Source organism: Hyunsoonleella rubra (assembly GCF_042684665.1).
GTDB classification, from domain to species: domain Bacteria; phylum Bacteroidota; class Bacteroidia; order Flavobacteriales; family Flavobacteriaceae; genus Jejuia; species Jejuia rubra.
In genome coordinates, this window is the sequence record NZ_JBHULY010000005.1 from 208,023 (window position 1) to 225,386 (window position 17,364).

Sequence of the window (17,364 nt, forward strand, 5' to 3'; positions counted from 1 at the left end):
TTGAGTTAGTTAGTCAATTTTTGATTTAAGAAAGAGTGAAAGGGCTGGTTTCAATCAGCCCTTTTTTAATCCATCATCAAGTTATGAAATCTTTATTATCGTTAATAATTTTACTCGTAAATGCTGTAACATATTCTCAAATCTATGAACCCGTAAAATGGACTACTACAGTAGAAAAAGTATCTGATACAGAATATAAATTAATTAGCAAAGCTAGTATACAAAATGGATGGCATTTATATTCTCAAAATGTTCCAGAAGACGGTCCAATTCCAACTACATTCACTTATAACAACGCTGAAGCAAGTTTTACTCTAGTTGGGGATACAAAAGAAGAAGAAGGACATACCGTTAATGACCCTGTCTTTGAAATGGAAATAACGTTTTTTGAAAAAACAGCAACATTCGAACAATTAATAGAAGTTACAAGAGATGTTAGTGCCGTAAAGGGCTTTGTGGAGTTTATGGTGTGTGATGATACGAGATGCCTACCACCAACTGAGGTAGACTTGGTATTTAACATTTTAGATAAGTCTAAACAAGTCAATGTAGTAGCAGATGCATCAGAAATAAAACCGAATAGTGATAGTGAATCATCTTCCAAACCAAAAAAATCTGAGGAGGGATTATGGACTATATTTTTTATAGCGTTTTTTTCTGGTTTTCTCGCCTTGTTAACACCTTGCGTGTTTCCTATGATTCCTATGACCGTAAGTTTCTTTATTAAACAAAGTAAAAACAAGTCTACTGGAATTAAGAATGCCATTATATATGGTGTTTCGATAATAATAATTTATGTGGTATTAGGAACATTGGTAAGCTTGGTTTTTGGTCCAGATGCCTTAAATGCCTTTTCTACCAATGTTTGGTTTAATGTCGCTTTTTTCCTTTTATTGCTTGTTTTTGGGGCATCATTTTTAGGAGCGTTTGAACTGGTACTGCCCTATTCATGGGCAAGCAAAGTAGATAAACAGGCCGACAGAGGAGGGCTTATGGGCATATTTTTTATGGCCCTGGCACTAGCCATAGTCTCCTTTTCATGTACTGGGCCAATAGTAGGTACTTTATTAGTTAAAGCCGCCGGAGGGAGCCAAGTAGGACCAATTGTTGGTATGCTTGGTTTTTCTTTGGCAATTGCCTTGCCATTTGCATTATTTGCAGCCTTTCCTGGCTGGTTAAATTCACTGCCTAAATCTGGTGGCTGGTTGAATACGGTAAAGGTTGTTTTAGGGTTTTTAGAATTGGCTCTCGCTTTCAAATTTTTATCGAATGCTGATTTGGTACTACAATTACATTGGTTAGAACGCGAGGTGTTTATCGCTGTATGGATAGCTATATTTGGGGCACTGGCCTTTTATCTTTTTGGGAAGATACAATTGCCACATGATTCGCCAATAACCCATATTTCGGTAGGGCGACTAAGTTTAGGTTTGGTGGTATTGTCATTTACAATTTACATGATTCCCGGGTTATGGGGTGCGCCGTTAAACTTAATAAGCGCTTTGCCACCACCGCAGCATTATAGCGAGTCTCCGTACGGTGTTGGGTATACACAATTAGGTTTTGGAAATGTAACTAGCGAAAATCATGATAAAGTGCCTGAAGGTGCACACTTGATGCCTCCTCATAATATTCTTGCTTTTAATGATTATTATAAAGGGCTTGCATACGCGAAAAAGGTTGGCAAACCAATCATGATTGATTTTACGGGGCATGCGTGTGTAAATTGTCGAAAGATGGAACAAAACGTATGGGTTAAACCGAAGGTTTTGGATATTCTTAAAAATGACGTAGTTCTTATATCGCTATATGTCGATGACAAACGTAAACTTGAAGATGACGAAGTAGTGAATTCAAAATTAAAACCAGGTAAAAAGCTAAAATATATAGGGCAAAAATGGAGTGAGTTACAAACCATTAATTATAAAACCAACTCACAGCCTTTTTATGTGTTGATGAATCACAACGAAGAGAATTTAATTGAACCCGTAGCATATACCCCAGATGTTGATGACTATTATAATTGGTTAGAACAAGGGATTAAGAATTACAAGAGTTCACCCGCTAATTAATTATTTAATTAGAGGTTGATTATTTTGATTGATGTCACTCCGGCTGATTACCGGAGTGATTATTTTATTAAATAGTAAGCTATGTATTTAAAAGACGAGCAAAAAGCCAAATCAGAATTAGAAGCGTACTTCCATCAATTTAGAAAGCATATTATTGGCATTGATGAAGCGTTTGATTCGCCTTACGGCAAAAAAAAGATTATTTATGCAGACTGGACTGCAAGCGGAAGGTTATATAGACCCATTGAAGAAAAAATATCATATGAAATAGGTCCCTACGTAGCCAACACCCATACCGAAACCTCAACCACAGGGGCGGCAATGACTTTAGCCTATCATGATGCCAGAAATATTATTAAGAATCATGTCAACGCATCTAAGGACGATGTATTAATTACCGTTGGTACGGGAATGACAGGTGCCATTAATAAATTCCAACGTATTTTAGGGATTAAACTCAACGAAAATTTAAAAGATCATACTCAAATTCCGGAAGAAAAGAGGCCTATTATTTTTGTGTCTCATATGGAACATCATTCTAATCAAACCTCATGGTTGGAAACCATTGCAAAAGTGATAGTGATACCTTCAAATAGTGATGGATTACCCTGTTTAAAAAGTTTAAAGGATTTACTGGGACAACATAAAAACATTCCAATAAAAATCGCTGCCGTAACTGGTTGCTCTAACGTAACGGGTATTAAAACCAACTACCATGATATTGCTGGAGTAATGCATAAGAATAATGGATTATGCTTTGTAGATTTTGCATGTTCTGCCCCGTATGTTCATATAAATATGCATCCAGAACATGAAGATGAATATTTAGACGCTATTACGTTTTCTCCACATAAATTTTTAGGAGGCCCGGGAGCATCGGGGGTGCTAATTTTTAATAAAAAATTATATAGTAATTTAGTGCCAGACAACCCAGGAGGGGGTACGGTAAGTTACACAAACCCTTGGGGCGATCATGATTACATAGATGATATAGAGACAAGAGAGGATGGGGGAACTCCTGGCTTTTTACAGGCTATTAAAATTGCTTTGTCTATTCAGTTAAAAGAGCAAATGGGTGTAAAGAATATTTTGGATAGAGAGCATGAATTAAACAGCATCATTTTTAAAAGACTATCTAAAATAGACAACCTAAAAATTTTAGCTCCAAAACACAAAGACAGGCTAGGGGTATTCTCCTTTTATATAGAAAATGTGCATTATAATCTGGTGGTAAAACTTTTGAATGATTGCTTTGGAATTCAGACCCGAGGAGGATGCTCTTGCGCCGGCACTTATGGTCATTATCTCTTAAATGTTGATGAGCCTACCTCTAAGGCTATTGAGCATAAAATACTAGAAGGATGTTTAGTAGAACGCCCAGGTTGGATTCGGATGTCCATTCATCCTACAATGACGAATCATGAAATAGAGTTTATTTGTGAAGCTATAAAACAAATTGCAGAAAATATTGAATTATGGCAAAAACCTTATACATATAATGCCGAAAAAAATGAGTTTGAGCATATAAATAACTTAAATACAGAAAGAGAAATAATTAAAAATTGGTTTAAACTTTAGTTATTTCCAATAGCATAAATTTCATTTCAAATGATTAGCAGAAGTGTTATTCTTTATAAGATAAGTACTGATATTCTATTAAATGAAGACGCTCTGGCCCAATTTATAAGCATATATAAATTACAAATATTAAATATACAAAAAAAGCATACCGTAATAGCATTTACCGGTACTGATGAAAAAATCGAAGAAATAACCGCATTGTTATATCCTTATGGAATAATTGAAAGTTCTAAATCCAATGAGGTAAAAATTTAATAACCTAATATTTAATTCATAGAACATGATAGATAAACCTTTTTTGAATAAAGAAACAGAAGGTACCAATAAAGAAATGGTTTTATCAAAACAAGAAATGCTAGACTTTGGATATCAAATAGTTGACACTATTGTGGAACACTTTGAAACGCAGCATTTAAAAGCCCCAGTTTCAGTATCAACAAGAAAAGAAATGGATAGCGTGTTTCTTGAGGAGGCACCTGAAAACCCCATGAATGCGATTGAGGTCTTAGAGTTTGTAAAAGAAAAGGTACTATCAGAAACCACAAATGTTGCGCACCCAAAGTTTTTTTCCTTCGTTCCAAGCCCTAGTAATTTCATTAGTGCAATGTCCGATAGTTTGGCTACGGGATTTAATATATTTTCTGGTGGATGGTCAGCCTCTGCTGCTGCCTCGGAATTAGAGATTGTCTGTATAAATTGGCTCTTACAACTTTTTAATTTTCCTGTAAAAAGGGGAGGGGGTATTTTTACCAGTGGGGGATCAATGGCAAACCTGACTGCATTAGTAACAGCAAGAAGAGAAAAGCTTGGTGAAAACTTTGAAAATGGAACAATCTATATGTCCGATCAAACACACTCATCAAATATAAAGGCAATTAGAATTATTGGTCTTAAAAAAGAACAGGTGAGAATCATTCCGACAGACTTAGAATTTAAAATGTCCTTAAATAAATTGCGAAATGCAATTGCCAAAGATAAATTAATGGGACTTAAGCCATTTTGCATAATAGCCAATGCAGGAACAACAAATACAGGTTCCGTGGATAATTTATTTGAAATATCCAAGATTTGTAAAGCAGAAAAAATATGGCTACATGTTGATGCAGCATATGGAGGTGGAGCTATTTTATCAACTAAAGGAGCTCTTGCTTTAAAGGGGATAGAAAAAGCCAATTCCATAACAATTGATCCACATAAGTGGTTTTATCAGCCATATGAAATAGGATGTCTTCTAGTTAGAAATCACAAATGGCTGAGCAATACTTTTACTGAAAAACCCGAATATTTGAAGGATATAGAGGGTAACCAGTCAGAAATTAACTTCTATGATTATGGAATTCAATTAACACGGAGATTTAGAGCTTTAAAGTTTTATATGTCAATTAAGACTTTTGGTTTGAAAGCTTTTAGGGAAGCCGTAACCTATAACATTGAATTGGCTGAAAAAACAGAAGCGTTAATTCGAAAAAGTAAGGACTGGGAAATCGTTTCTCCAGCAAACCTTGCAATTATTAACTTTAGATACAATCCTGTAGATACGGATTATAAGGAAGATGAGCTAGATAGAATTAATCAGGCGATATCGCAACGCATTAGTAATCAAAAAAGTGCTATGCTTGTTACAACAGTTCTTCAAAATCAAATTGTGCTCAGAATGTGCCTAATTAATCCAAGAACGACGATTAATTCTATAAAAGAGACTTTAAAACTATGCCAAACCTTTGCTATTGAAATAGCAAAAATATCTTAGAAACGCTAGTATGTCTACCTTTTCGGAAGGTAAAGATATTTATTCTCTTTAAAGATAAACGCATAGAACCCAGTTCCTGTAACTATTCGTATACTTGACAAACCTAAAAGGACTGTTGTAAATTTCCATTAGTTCAATTATGGAAGTATTTTATTTTTAATGGAACTATGCAGAAGTGAACTAAGAATCAATTGAAGCTAAAATCATAGCTAACCATTTAACATCAATGAGAATTTGGCTGACAAATTAGTTAAATGTTGTATCTATGCTGTACTTAAATAAAAAAAGCCTTTACTAGAAAATTCTGTAAAGGCTTTGTACTCAAGGTGGGAATCGAACCCACACTCCCGAAGGAACTGGATTTTGAATCCAGCGCGTCTACCAATTCCGCCACTTGAGCATTTGTGCGTCTGCCTCCCGATAGCTATCGGGATCCGCCACTTGAGCGATTTCGGACTGCAAAAATATATTTTTTTCTGGAAATACAATCAAAAAATACTAAGCAATATGGGTTTCAGATTAAAATAAATGTATAAATTTGCACCTCGTTAAAAATTAAGGTGGCTTAAGTACTGCCTAAACAACACGTTAACCATGGCCGTTGTAAATACAGAAGCAAAAATTTTTGCTTGCACCCAAAGTAGGGAATTAGGTGAGAAAATTGCCAAAGCATTTGGCGAGCCTTTGGGCAATGTAATCACTTCTACTTACAGTGACGGGGAATTTCAACCATCTTATGAGGAATCCATCCGAGGGACAAGAATTTTCATTATTGGGTCAACACATCCTGAGCCAAGGAATTTAATGGAAATGTTGTTGATGGTCGATGCAGCCAAAAGAGCTTCTGCAAGACATATTACTGCTGTAATGCCTTATTTCGGTTGGGCAAGACAGGATAGAAAAGACAAACCAAGGGTGCCGATTGCGGCAAAATTAGTAGCAAAAATGCTGGAGGCTGCTGGAGCAACACGAATTATTACAATGGATTTGCATGCTGATCAAATTCAAGGGTTTTTTGAAAAACCTGTAGATCATTTATATGCCTCTATTATATTTTTGCCCTATTTAAAAAGTTTAAATTTGCCGAATTTAACGGTGGCATCGCCTGATATGGGTGGATCGAAAAGGGCTTATGCTTATTCAAAAGCATTGGAGAGCGATGTAGTAATCTGTTACAAACAACGCGCAAAGGCCAATGTGATTTCCCACATGGAATTGATTGGTGATGTAAAAGGTAAGAACGTTGTTTTGGTAGATGACATGGTGGACACTGCGGGTACATTAACCAAAGCGGCCGATTTAATGATGGAAAGAGGAGCGCTAAGTGTTAGAGCCATTTGTACGCATCCTGTATTGTCAGGAACTGCCTATGAAAGATTGGCCGATTCGAAATTGGAGGAATTAATTGTAACGGATTCTATTCCTTTAACCCAAAAAAGCGATAAAATTAGAGTATTGAGCTGTGCGGATTTATTCGCTGAGGTTATGGACAAAGTGCACCATAACCGTTCTATCAGCTCTAAATTTGTAATGTAAATTAATAATTAAGTATAAATAAATGAAATCAATTACAATCAACGGATCTCAAAGAGAAAGCGTAGGCAAAAAGTCAACAAAAGCCTTACGTAATGCTGGACAGGTACCTTGCGTATTATACGGAGGAGACAAGCCAGTACATTTCTCTGCACCAGAATTGGCTTTCTCAAAACTTGTATACACGCCTAATGCGCATACAGTTGTGATTGAGCTTGATAATGGGCAGACATTAAATGCAGTATTGCAAGACATTCAGTTTCATCCAGTTTCGGATAGAATTCTTCATGTAGACTTCTATCAATTGTTTGAAGACAAAGAAATCGCCTTGAATATTCCTGTAACACTTGTAGGTAATTCAAGAGGGGTTAAAAATGGTGGTGTTTTAAGAAGAAACAACAGAAAGCTTCGAATTAAAGCTTTACCTGCTAATCTTCCAGATTTTATCGAAATTGACATCACGCCAATGAAAATAGGTGATAAAGTGTATGTTGGTGATTTGGATAGCGAAAAGTACCGTTTCCTTCATACGGATAATACAGTGGTTTGTCAAATCAAGACAGCAAGAACAGCGATTCTTGATGACGAAGAAGAAGAAGAAGAACTTGAAGGCGAAGAAGGCGCAGAAGCTACTGCAGAAGGTGGAGCTGAAACTCCAGCTACCGAAGCACCTGCCGAAGCATAACAAGAATAAACTTATCTTAACCGATAACCATAAAGCACCTTTGTTTCGAGGGTGCTTTTTTATTGGAAAAAATCGTTTTAAACGGGTTCAGTTTTAAATTAAAAAATATATCTTTGCACGCGAAAACTAAACGAGGCTTTTTTCAATTAAGTCGCATAATATTAAATACATAAGTAATGTCTAAAGTTACAGGTAAAGTTGCCCAAATTGTAGGACCGGTTATTGACGTAGAGTTTGCAGCAGGTTCAGAACTTCCAAAAATTTACGATTCATTAGAAATTAAAAGACCTGATGGTGCCACTTTGGTATTGGAGGTACAGTCTCACGTTGGTGAGGGTACCGTACGTACTATTGCTATGGATTCTTCGGATGGTCTGAGTAGGGGAACAGAGGTAGTTGCTACGGGCGCGCCTATTCAAATGCCGATTGGAGAAGATGTTTACGGACGATTATTTAATGTAATTGGTGATGCTATTGATGGTTTAGGAGATTTGCCAAAAGCGGGAAAATCTGGTTTGCCTATCCACCGTCCAGCACCAAAGTTTGAGGATTTATCAACTTCTACTGAAGTTTTATTTACAGGTATTAAAGTAATCGATTTGATTGAGCCATATGCTAAAGGTGGTAAAATTGGATTGTTTGGTGGTGCTGGTGTAGGTAAAACGGTATTGATTCAGGAGTTGATTAACAATATTGCAAAAGGTCACGGTGGTTTGTCGGTATTTGCCGGTGTAGGTGAAAGAACGCGTGAAGGAAATGACCTTTTGAGAGAGATGCTTGAGTCTGGAATTATCCGTTACGGTGAGGATTTCATCCACTCCATGGAAGAAGGCGGATGGGATTTGACTAAGGTGGATAAAAAGGCCATGAAAGAATCTAAAGCAACTTTCGTGTTCGGTCAGATGAACGAGCCTCCTGGAGCTCGGGCTCGTGTAGCACTTTCAGGATTGACTATTGCTGAATATTTCCGTGATGGAGCTGGTGACGGACAAGGAAAAGATGTATTGTTCTTCGTAGATAACATCTTCCGTTTTACGCAAGCTGGTTCTGAGGTATCTGCACTTTTAGGGCGTATGCCTTCTGCGGTAGGTTACCAACCAACTTTGGCAACTGAGATGGGTGCGATGCAAGAGCGTATTACCTCAACTAAAAAAGGATCTATTACATCTGTACAAGCGGTTTACGTACCTGCGGATGATTTAACTGACCCTGCACCTGCAACAACGTTTGCCCACTTAGATGCAACAACAGTATTATCTCGTAAAATTGCCGAGTTAGGTATTTATCCTGCTGTGGATCCATTAGATTCTACTTCAAGAATTTTAACTGCCGATATTTTAGGGGCAGATCACTATAATTGTGCACAACGAGTAAAAGAGTTGTTACAGCGTTATAAGGAATTACAAGATATTATTGCCATCCTTGGTATGGAGGAATTATCAGAAGACGATAAATTAGCGGTAGGTAGAGCACGTCGTGTACAACGTTTCTTATCTCAACCATTCCACGTAGCTGAGCAGTTTACTGGTATCCCCGGGGTATTGGTAGATATTAAGGAAACCATCAAAGGATTTAACATGATTATGGATGGTGAATTGGATCACCTTCCTGAAGCAGCTTTCAACCTTAAGGGTACTATCGAAGACGCGATTGAGGCTGGTGAGAAAATGTTAGCGGAAGCGTAAATCAAGTACTCAGTTTAGAGTTCAGAGTTCAGAGTAACTCGTAACTTATAACTCATAACTTATAACTAGAAAAGATGTATTTAGAAATTGTATCACCTGAAGCCACATTATTTAGCGGAGAAGTAGACTCTGTTTCTGTGCCTGGCGTTAATGGTGAGTTTGAAATGCTAAAGGATCACGCACCAATTGTTTCCTTATTGAAAGAGGGCAATGTAAAAATTGCGGGTAACATTACTTTGGACGAAGAGGTTGAAGCAAAATTCAATAAATCGGACAGAGGATTTTGGTTGCCGATAAGTTCGGGGACAATTGAGATGAAGGACAATAAAGTGATTGTTCTGGCAGATTAATAAAAACTAACTTCTGTATAAAAAACCCCGAAACATTACGTTTTGGGGTTTTTAATTTCAACTAACTAAATAAACTAAATGAAAAGATTAATAGAAGATTACAAGTAGGTTTATCGCAATGACGGCAATTACCAAAACCGCCAAACCAATTGCGAAGGATCGGTCCAAGATAGTATTCGTCGTTTTCATGATGATGAGTAAGGGTTCTTCTAAGATATGAATAGAAACTCTGTGCTGTTACCGCACAGAGCTTCAGGTAATTCTCTCTCAAAAGAATTGATTAATAGCTTCAGTAAAATTAGGGGGTATTCTGCAAAAAAAAAATACGTACATCTACGTATTTTCTGTTGGAATGGCGGGACTTAAAAATGCAAAAGCCCTAGACCGTTACTGCCTAGAGCTTTTTTAATAATTCTCCCTAAGAACTAATTAATAGCACCGTAAAATTACCCTCTAGATTCAATAAAAACAATACGTATATCTACGTATTTTTATAGAAAAGGTTTGTTGAGGTTGGCCCAAACGGATAACGATGTCGGCTTGTTGTCCAAATGTAGTTTCGCTACAATATTGCTACGGTGCTTATCCACCGTTCTTGGTGAAATGTTGAGATGGGCGGCGATTTCAAGGGAGGTTTTATTTTCTGCAATAAGCTTCACGATTTTTAATTCGGATTTGGTCAAAAGTTCCAGCTCTTTCGGCTTTTTTGATGGATTGCTGTGGTTTAGGTATGTTGCTATTTCTTCGCTGAAATAGGGTTGATTGTTTTCAACATGGGCAATACAGGTTTCAATTTCCTCAATAGCAAAATCTTTTAGAATATAACCGTACACGCCGTGTTCCAACGCCTTATCGTATAATTCCTCTTCTTTATCAAAAGTAATTAGCACCACTTTTGTGGGAAGGTCATTTTTTTGAACCTCTTCGGCAATCTCCAAACCAGTTTTATAAGGCATTCTAATGTCCAGAATAGCGATTTTCGGCTTTAGCTTAACAATGAGGTTATAGGCCGCTTTTCCATCTGTAGCACTGCCCAAAATATTATAGCCTTTGGACGTTAAGAAATCGGTCAGACCTCTTAGCATTAGCGGATGGTCATCAGCTATTACTATAGATGTATGCATTAAACTTAGGGAGTTTATTTGGCTATTAATTCTTCAAAAGCCCCTTACAGACTTACAATTTTAAATATAGATATTTTTTTTCATAATCGATGACGGCTTTCCCTTTTTTTAGAATATCGGCCCCGATGATGCCATCCACAGGTTTTGAATTATGATTGATTAAAGCTGTATTCACATGAACCAGATTGAACAACACCAATACCACCTTGTCGTGGTTCCATTTGCCAATCTTCACCTTATTTTTTCTTGACATTTTGGTTTCCATATCTATGGCCCCAGCCCCGGCGGCCAAAATAGAAGAATCCTTTACCTTCATTTTAAATCTGTCTATCCCTTCAAACCCAACGCAAGAGCTTGAGGCACCGGTGTCGAGAATAAACAACCCTTTTTTGCCATTTATCGAGGCCTTGATTTCAAAATGGTTTGTCTTGGTGAGGTGTAATTTAATTTTGGTATAGCCTTTTTCAAGAAGAAATTCCTGCAGTGTTTGTTCCATGAGAGCGATTGTATTTCAAAAACAAAAGTACTACAATCAAAATTATCAGGATTCCTCCAATGATATAATAAAGGGAGAACTCCTTTTCGGGTGTTACGAGGTCACCATAATATACAAAAGCACCCCAATAATAAGGGGATTTTTTGGCATTCCCAATGGCTTCATCTTCTAAATAGTCCAATTTTGATTGGCGATTGGAAAAATGAGGCGATTGGGTATTGCTATAATGCTCGTAAAAGAATGACATGATTTCCGAAGTGGACAAATCATTGATTTGCCAAAGTGAAAACAGTACATTCTTTGCTCCCGCATATTGAAATCCGCGAGCAACACTCATTGCGCCCTCACCTTTGTAGCGTATCCCAATCCCAGTTTCACAAGCGCTTAATACTACCAATTGCGGATTTAAATCCAAACCGTATATTTCGTTGAGGGATAAACTTCCATCATAAAAATCAATTATAGCAGGGGTAGCATTGGCATGAGTGGATAAATGTAAAACCCCATGTTCTTTGGCTTTGGTAATGAAATTACTTTTAGAGGCCTCTTCACGCATCAATAGCTTGGATTTCATTTCATTTTGAATAGCTTCGGCCTCATTTATGGAATAGGTGAGCGTTCTGTTAGTGTTTTCAAAAACAGGAAACACGCCTAAAAGTTCGGTGTTCGGATTGGGTGCGTTTTCCGAAACATAGAATAGGGCGCTGGAGTTGTACGTAATATTTTGGTCTTTTACTACAAAAGGCATTTTTGAAAAGGATGTGGTTTGCGATTCTTCTGAAAGCAGGGTTTCAAAGGGCACAAAATTTAACCGACCGTCTGGAACTAGAATAATATTTTTGAAATCAGAAACTGCATGGAATTTTAGGAGTTTGAATAACGTGAATGCACTGTTTGAAAATTTTTGAATGTCATTATTTATAATAGAAGCACTATCAAAAAGATGAATGAATTCCGAGATTTGGTTTTCAGTTTCAGAAGTTAAAACCACTTTATCCACCCAAATTTTTTCTGGAGCTACCACAAATTGATAAAGGGTATGTTTTCCGTAAAAATAGGAGACCAAAACCGCATTATCTTGTGTCAGTTTTTCTCGTAGCACTTCCTTTGAAAACACTTGTTCATCTAAAGAGTATTTTTTTGAAAGAGTGTTGTTCAACTGTTTGAGTTGCAAACTGATTTCGGTCAAATTCTTATTCAAATCATGGATTACGGAAGCTTTGTTTTCGCCCAGCAGTTCGGTTTTTAGCAATCCCGTAATATGTTCCTGTTGTTTTAAAAGGTCATATTCGGCGATTAACAAACTGTCGTTGGGATGCTTTTGTAAGCGCATTTTTTTGTGAAAGATATCCTTTAAAGTGGATGCTCTACTGTTTTCGGAATACTGAAATGCCTTAAAAATATAAGTACTGTCTCTGGTATTTCTATAAGCCTGATACAGCAAATCGATACATTTTTCACTACGGATTTTGTGGTCCGTCTGGTTTATGATTTTGGTGTCTTGCGACGTCCATCCGTCGCGCAACAGACTCCAAACATAAAAACTCAGGTCGTAATAGGTCAATGACGATTGAACATCAGGTTGAATTTCAGCAAACAAATCAAAAATATCGATAAAGGTGTTTTCAGTATATAAATCCTGCTTATTTGGAAGCGCATTCCCACTAAAATTCGGCAGTAGCAATAGTAACGCCTCGTCTAAACTTTCGGAGGCTTTTGTGTTTTGCTCCAAAATCCTATAAAGTTTTGCTTCCTGTACCAAAAGTTTTGCCAATTGTCTTTTAGATAGATTTTCATTAGAAAATTGCTCCGTTTTTAGTTTCTGAAAAACGGACAACGCCCTTTCAAAATCCTTATTTTGAATTGCATTACTATAACTTTCTCTGTCACCTATTTGAATAGGAATATCTTCATAGCCCAATGCAATTTGGCTATCCACTCTAATTGCGATTAGTTTTTTCCTTTGCGCCTTGCTGATTTCGAGATGTTCGATGTAATCCGAAGTCATACCAAGAACGATATCATGTTTCCCAATCGTTTGGTAGAGTTTTGAAAGATTGATAATCCCACTGATTTCATGCTTTCTGTTTTTACTTTTTTCCGCCAGAAAAATATACTGTTTTATAGTACTTTCAGCATTGGTAAAATCTCCTGTTTTGGTGTAAAGATTGCCTAAGGGGTTCAAACAGCTTTCAATAATATCAAAATCCGAAAGTTTTGAAAGTGCATTCGCATTAAAGCGATTCAAGGCATCTTCATAAGTAATAATGGCTTCTTTTAAAGCAGAGTTTTGGTCCAGATAATACCCTTTATGGCATAATAAAAACACCATCGCCAATTGTTCGTCTCGGGTTTTTAGTTCACTTTTAAATTGAGCCTCTTTTTCAATTAAATTTTGAAGTGATTCCCTATTTGGATGAGCAATAAACGTTTCTGTAGCCACATAAATTTGCTCCTCAAGGTTTTGGGAAAAACATATAGAGTTTAAAACCAGAAAAAGAATCCAAAGTTTATTCATTCGAGTGAGTTGCCAAATGAGCCTTAGGCTCTAAAACTTCCAAATCGCATAAAACTGCCAATAATTAAAAACGTCTTCCAAATCATAAACGTACCGGGCGCCCACACTTGGGCCTATTCGTGCAAAGCCCAAAGTAGCATCCAAAATAACGCTGTTGCGTAAATTATTAAACGAATCGCTCGAGCTATCGGTTTCGTTAGTGGTTCTAATTACAGGAAGAGGATCCGCCCCCGGCTGTTGTATGCCTTCAAGATCTTCAACCAAAACATCGTTTGTGGTTTTGTTGCTAACGGTTACCGTACCTTGAATCCCGGCTCCAAGACCAATGTAATTATTGACATTGTATCGTAATAAAACGGGGATGTCCCAATCGATGTTTTCAAAAGAACTACTGGTGGTTCGTCGTTGGGTGAACCTAAAACCTTGGGGGCCGTCAACGATGCGTTCGGAAACTATCGGCACACTATTCTCATAATTGTGAAAATTGTTCATCAATTCAACTTGCCAATACCAGCGATAAGATTTATAGGGCGACAACGTTGCTCCAATAAAATAGTTTTCGGAGTTTTTTAAATCAGAAAATGAATTGTAGCCCGCTTTAACACCCACCGAAAGCCCAGGCATAAATCGGGTAGTGGAATAATTGGTAATAATCGGTTCGTTTTTATCGAAGATGATAGCAGTTCGACTTTTTGTACTTTTCTTATGGAAATCCTTAGCAAATTTGATGTTGTATTTTACAAATCCTTTGGTGGAATCGTACTCTTTTATATTTTTCTGCTCGCTTCCGGGTAGGTATATATTTTTAAAAGTGAAAATGGCTTGGGTATCCGTAAAGGTGGTGTCCAAACAACTGTATTCCACTTCGTATTTCGGACAGATATCGCATTTAGGATACATGTCCGTCACCTTCAAAGTGGACTTGTCCAACATTTCAGGAATATCCGTTTCCAGTCGAATGGTGCGAGCAGGCCCTTCACCGTTATTTTGAAATTTGATTTTATATTTTAAGGTTTTGAAGCGTACAAACCTGTAATTCATTAAAGTGCCGTTGGTGGACATTTTGTTGGGGTCGTGCGAAGTCACAATTTCCATTTCCATGTCCTTCACTTCGTGATTGTCATAGTTCGAATCTGGCACATAAACTCCTCTAACTGAAATAATCGCACTGGTATCTCGTATCATTTCGGGTGTGGTTTCCAAGCTGAAAAATACATTACGTTCCTCGTTGGGTTCCATATTATCAAATTCCAAAACGCTCCAATCCTTGTAAAAGGCTTTAGCTTCTGTAAGGGTGAGTGGTAAATTCGTTTTCTCCGTAGAATCTTGCGCAACCGCCTTCAAATTTAAAATTGAAGCATCGTTGGATGCCAAAAGCGTGTTGTCCAAATGAGTTTTCCCTGTATAAGCAAAAGTAGTGGCAGGGATTTCTTTTTCATTATAATACGTCCTTACTTCCTTCAACATAAAATTATCTGCTTTAAATTTATGCTCGTTATAAAACAGATACAACTTACCTTTGGTGGTGTAATCTTTTGTGTTTTTGTAGCGCATCACCGAAACAATTTCCTGTAAAGGTACAGGTTCCCGATTTCGTATCAAATCAAAATCCGTATCCATGGAAGCCATTTCATCAGATGTTGATGACACCGAGTTGACGGCAATTTTTTTAGGTCGAGACGTGGGTGGTTTTCCAGTATCATAATTGTTGGTAGCCCAAAGTCTCACTTCGTACTCACCCTTCTTTTTATAAACATGTTTTGGAGTTTTTTCTTTACTGTATGAGCCATCTCCCATTTCCCAAAAAAAGGTATAAAATGCTTTGGGTGCTCCCGCAATTTGATTCAACACTGGCGTTTCGGGTGTAAAAAGGACATGATTCCCGTTTACCTCAGTTTTAATGGTAGCTGTGCGGGTCACAGTATCCTGCTCAATTATTCTCTGGGAGAACAGTGAAATAGGAACAAAGAAAACAAACATAAGTAGCTGTCGATAATACATAACGAAATGGGTTTATTGCATGCTCTAATATACAAAAGAGATAACTTTTGATTTCAAAAATGAAGATGAATGGCGTTAGCCCGATAGAATGATCAGGATATTAGCCATAAGAATAGCTATGACCAATACTACCAAAACCATGATGTAAACTCGCTTTTTCATTTCTAAACCATTTTCATCCTTATATCAAAATGCATCACAATTTGTTACCCCACAGCTGAACAATGAATGACTTTTCGAATTGGTATTTTGAGTTTTAATGGCCTTAACTCCTCTTTCTTCCAATTTTCTGGTGGAAAATTGGAATTCATTCTCCTCTTTCCAAAAAGAGGAGAGCTAGTTTATGGTTTTTTAATCCAAGGAATACTAATTTTTGTATGTAAAATGAATTCCTTTTTCGGCTCCTCCCTTTATATAAAGGGAGGAAGATTTTGCACTGAAAATTTTCAGTGCAAAATCAGGAGGGTTGCTTAGGGTTAAATTGAAAAGCCAGAAACTGGGGATGTTTCTGGCTTCAAGAGTAGGTCAACCGTTAGGGAAACCATAACTAAGTAGTCCTTTTATTAAGGTAAGTTATTTATAATTATAGTCAATTGTGCTTCCGTGGCAATAGCCATCTCGCTTTCGGTAATCGTGATAACACCGTTTTCGATAATGGTTACAGATTTAATGGCGTATTTCCAGTTATCGCCTTCTTCCGTGGCAAAAATTATATGGCATTCCAATCCGATTGGGATTTGCCCGTAGTGCTCACTGAACATACCTGTGTTGCTATCATAAGTATCCAAATTTGCCAATCCGGTATCTTCGCCATCATAAGAAATGAAAACAGAACTGTTCGTATTGTCGTAACCATCAGGAACATCCACTAAAATAATCGTTTTTGGTCTTGGGTCGTTGTAAAAACGATCAACGTTGGACCATCCAAACTGTTGGAAAAACCCATAGTATTGGTTCCCCTCGGCAAACACACCACCTTGTCCGGTATTGTCTTCTTCCTCGTCCCAAGCTAAGTTGCCGTCAGCATCAATTCTGCCTTCCCAAAGGGTCATATCGTTGTCGGCACCTCCGGTTAAATCCGCAGGAATCGACATCTGAAAACCACAGCTAGTTTCTAAAACCTCACCGTTTTGAGTGGCATTCACATAAAATTCACCCCCAGAAATCAAAAGTGCCTTATCACCATTAGGTAAAGTACCCATCGTAGGTTTGTTGGTCACTAGCATGTTGCCTTTATCAAAAAGCTCCACAAATTCCAAGTTTACATTTCCGGTTACTGCATTCCCATTAAGAGTCAAACAGTTGGCGTTGATGTAAATTTCCACACCTTTATCCGAAGTCAAATTAATGTTGCCATCATCCGCGTTAAACGTAAAGTTTTGCGTCAGGTTCTCAAGTGCAGTGTCCTTTAATTCGTTAAAATCCTCTGCCGTTGGGCGAAAAATAATATCGCCATCGTCGTTCGTTTCACAGCTTGTAAATAATACTGCTGTCAATAAAAGTGTTCCAAAAATTCTTTTTAAATTCTTCATGATAATTGGGTTTTAAATTGTTATTCAAGTTTAAATC

Annotated in this window: 13 protein-coding genes and 1 tRNA gene; 8 read left to right on the forward strand and 6 right to left on the reverse strand. The window is 37.3% G+C overall.

Features of this window, described 5'->3' with window-relative positions; all coding sequences use genetic code 11:
- Positions 1-83 precede the first annotated feature (83 nt).
- From ACFSR8_RS01780 to ACFSR8_RS01795, 4 genes are all read left to right on the forward strand, one after another.
- Positions 84-2,072 (forward strand): protein-disulfide reductase DsbD family protein, encoded by a 1,989-nt coding sequence (locus tag ACFSR8_RS01780; RefSeq protein WP_380288445.1) that lies wholly within the window; start codon positions 84-86, stop codon positions 2,070-2,072.
- Positions 2,073-2,153: 81 nt separating this feature from the next.
- Positions 2,154-3,650, forward strand: coding sequence for an aminotransferase class V-fold PLP-dependent enzyme (locus ACFSR8_RS01785; RefSeq protein ID WP_380288447.1), 1,497 nt, complete (start codon positions 2,154-2,156; stop codon positions 3,648-3,650).
- Between the two features lie 30 nt (positions 3,651-3,680).
- On the forward strand, positions 3,681-3,908 hold the full coding sequence (locus ACFSR8_RS01790; RefSeq protein WP_380288449.1) for a hypothetical protein: 228 nt from the start codon (positions 3,681-3,683) through the stop codon (positions 3,906-3,908).
- 25 nt (positions 3,909-3,933) lie between these two features.
- On the forward strand, positions 3,934-5,403 hold the full coding sequence (locus ACFSR8_RS01795) for a pyridoxal phosphate-dependent decarboxylase family protein (protein WP_380288451.1): 1,470 nt from the start codon (positions 3,934-3,936) through the stop codon (positions 5,401-5,403).
- A 318-nt stretch (positions 5,404-5,721) separates the two neighbouring features.
- Here ACFSR8_RS01795 and ACFSR8_RS01800 read toward each other — a convergent pair.
- Positions 5,722-5,803: transfer RNA gene (locus ACFSR8_RS01800), tRNA-Leu, on the reverse strand.
- A gap of 194 nt (positions 5,804-5,997) precedes the next feature.
- Here ACFSR8_RS01800 and ACFSR8_RS01805 point away from each other — a divergent pair.
- The 4 genes from ACFSR8_RS01805 (at position 5,998) to ACFSR8_RS01820 (ending at position 9,656) form a co-directional block, all read left to right on the forward strand.
- Entirely contained in the window at positions 5,998-6,939 is a 942-nt protein-coding gene (locus ACFSR8_RS01805) for a ribose-phosphate pyrophosphokinase (protein WP_380288453.1), read from the forward strand.
- A 22-nt stretch (positions 6,940-6,961) separates the two neighbouring features.
- Complete coding sequence (locus tag ACFSR8_RS01810) at positions 6,962-7,621, forward strand: 50S ribosomal protein L25/general stress protein Ctc (RefSeq protein WP_380288455.1); 660 nt, start codon at positions 6,962-6,964, stop codon at positions 7,619-7,621.
- Positions 7,622-7,797: 176 nt separating this feature from the next.
- Positions 7,798-9,306 (forward strand): F0F1 ATP synthase subunit beta, encoded by a 1,509-nt coding sequence (atpD, locus tag ACFSR8_RS01815; RefSeq protein ID WP_380288457.1) that lies wholly within the window; start codon positions 7,798-7,800, stop codon positions 9,304-9,306.
- Positions 9,307-9,380: 74 nt separating this feature from the next.
- Positions 9,381-9,656: a F0F1 ATP synthase subunit epsilon gene (locus ACFSR8_RS01820; protein WP_380288459.1), complete on the forward strand. Its 276-nt coding sequence runs from the start codon at positions 9,381-9,383 to the stop codon at positions 9,654-9,656.
- Positions 9,657-10,147: 491 nt separating this feature from the next.
- On the opposite strand, the gene ACFSR8_RS01825 is transcribed toward ACFSR8_RS01820, so the two are convergent.
- From ACFSR8_RS01825 to ACFSR8_RS01845, 5 genes are all read right to left on the reverse strand, one after another.
- Positions 10,148-10,780 (reverse strand): response regulator, encoded by a 633-nt coding sequence (locus ACFSR8_RS01825; protein ID WP_380288461.1) that lies wholly within the window; start codon positions 10,778-10,780, stop codon positions 10,148-10,150.
- Positions 10,781-10,832: 52 nt separating this feature from the next.
- Positions 10,833-11,276 (reverse strand): retropepsin-like aspartic protease family protein, encoded by a 444-nt coding sequence (locus ACFSR8_RS01830; RefSeq protein WP_380288463.1) that lies wholly within the window; start codon positions 11,274-11,276, stop codon positions 10,833-10,835.
- The gene (locus ACFSR8_RS01835) at positions 11,245-13,794 is read right to left on the reverse strand and encodes a CHAT domain-containing protein (RefSeq protein ID WP_380288465.1); all 2,550 of its coding nucleotides are present in this window, start codon (positions 13,792-13,794) and stop codon (positions 11,245-11,247) included. Before ACFSR8_RS01835 ends, ACFSR8_RS01830 begins: the two co-directional genes overlap by 32 nt.
- Before the next feature lie 30 nt (positions 13,795-13,824).
- Complete coding sequence (locus ACFSR8_RS01840; protein ID WP_449272390.1) at positions 13,825-15,774, reverse strand: DUF7849 domain-containing protein; 1,950 nt, start codon at positions 15,772-15,774, stop codon at positions 13,825-13,827.
- A gap of 584 nt (positions 15,775-16,358) precedes the next feature.
- Entirely contained in the window at positions 16,359-17,327 is a 969-nt protein-coding gene (locus ACFSR8_RS01845) for a hypothetical protein (protein WP_380288468.1), read from the reverse strand.
- Between the last annotated feature and the right edge of the window lie 37 nt (positions 17,328-17,364).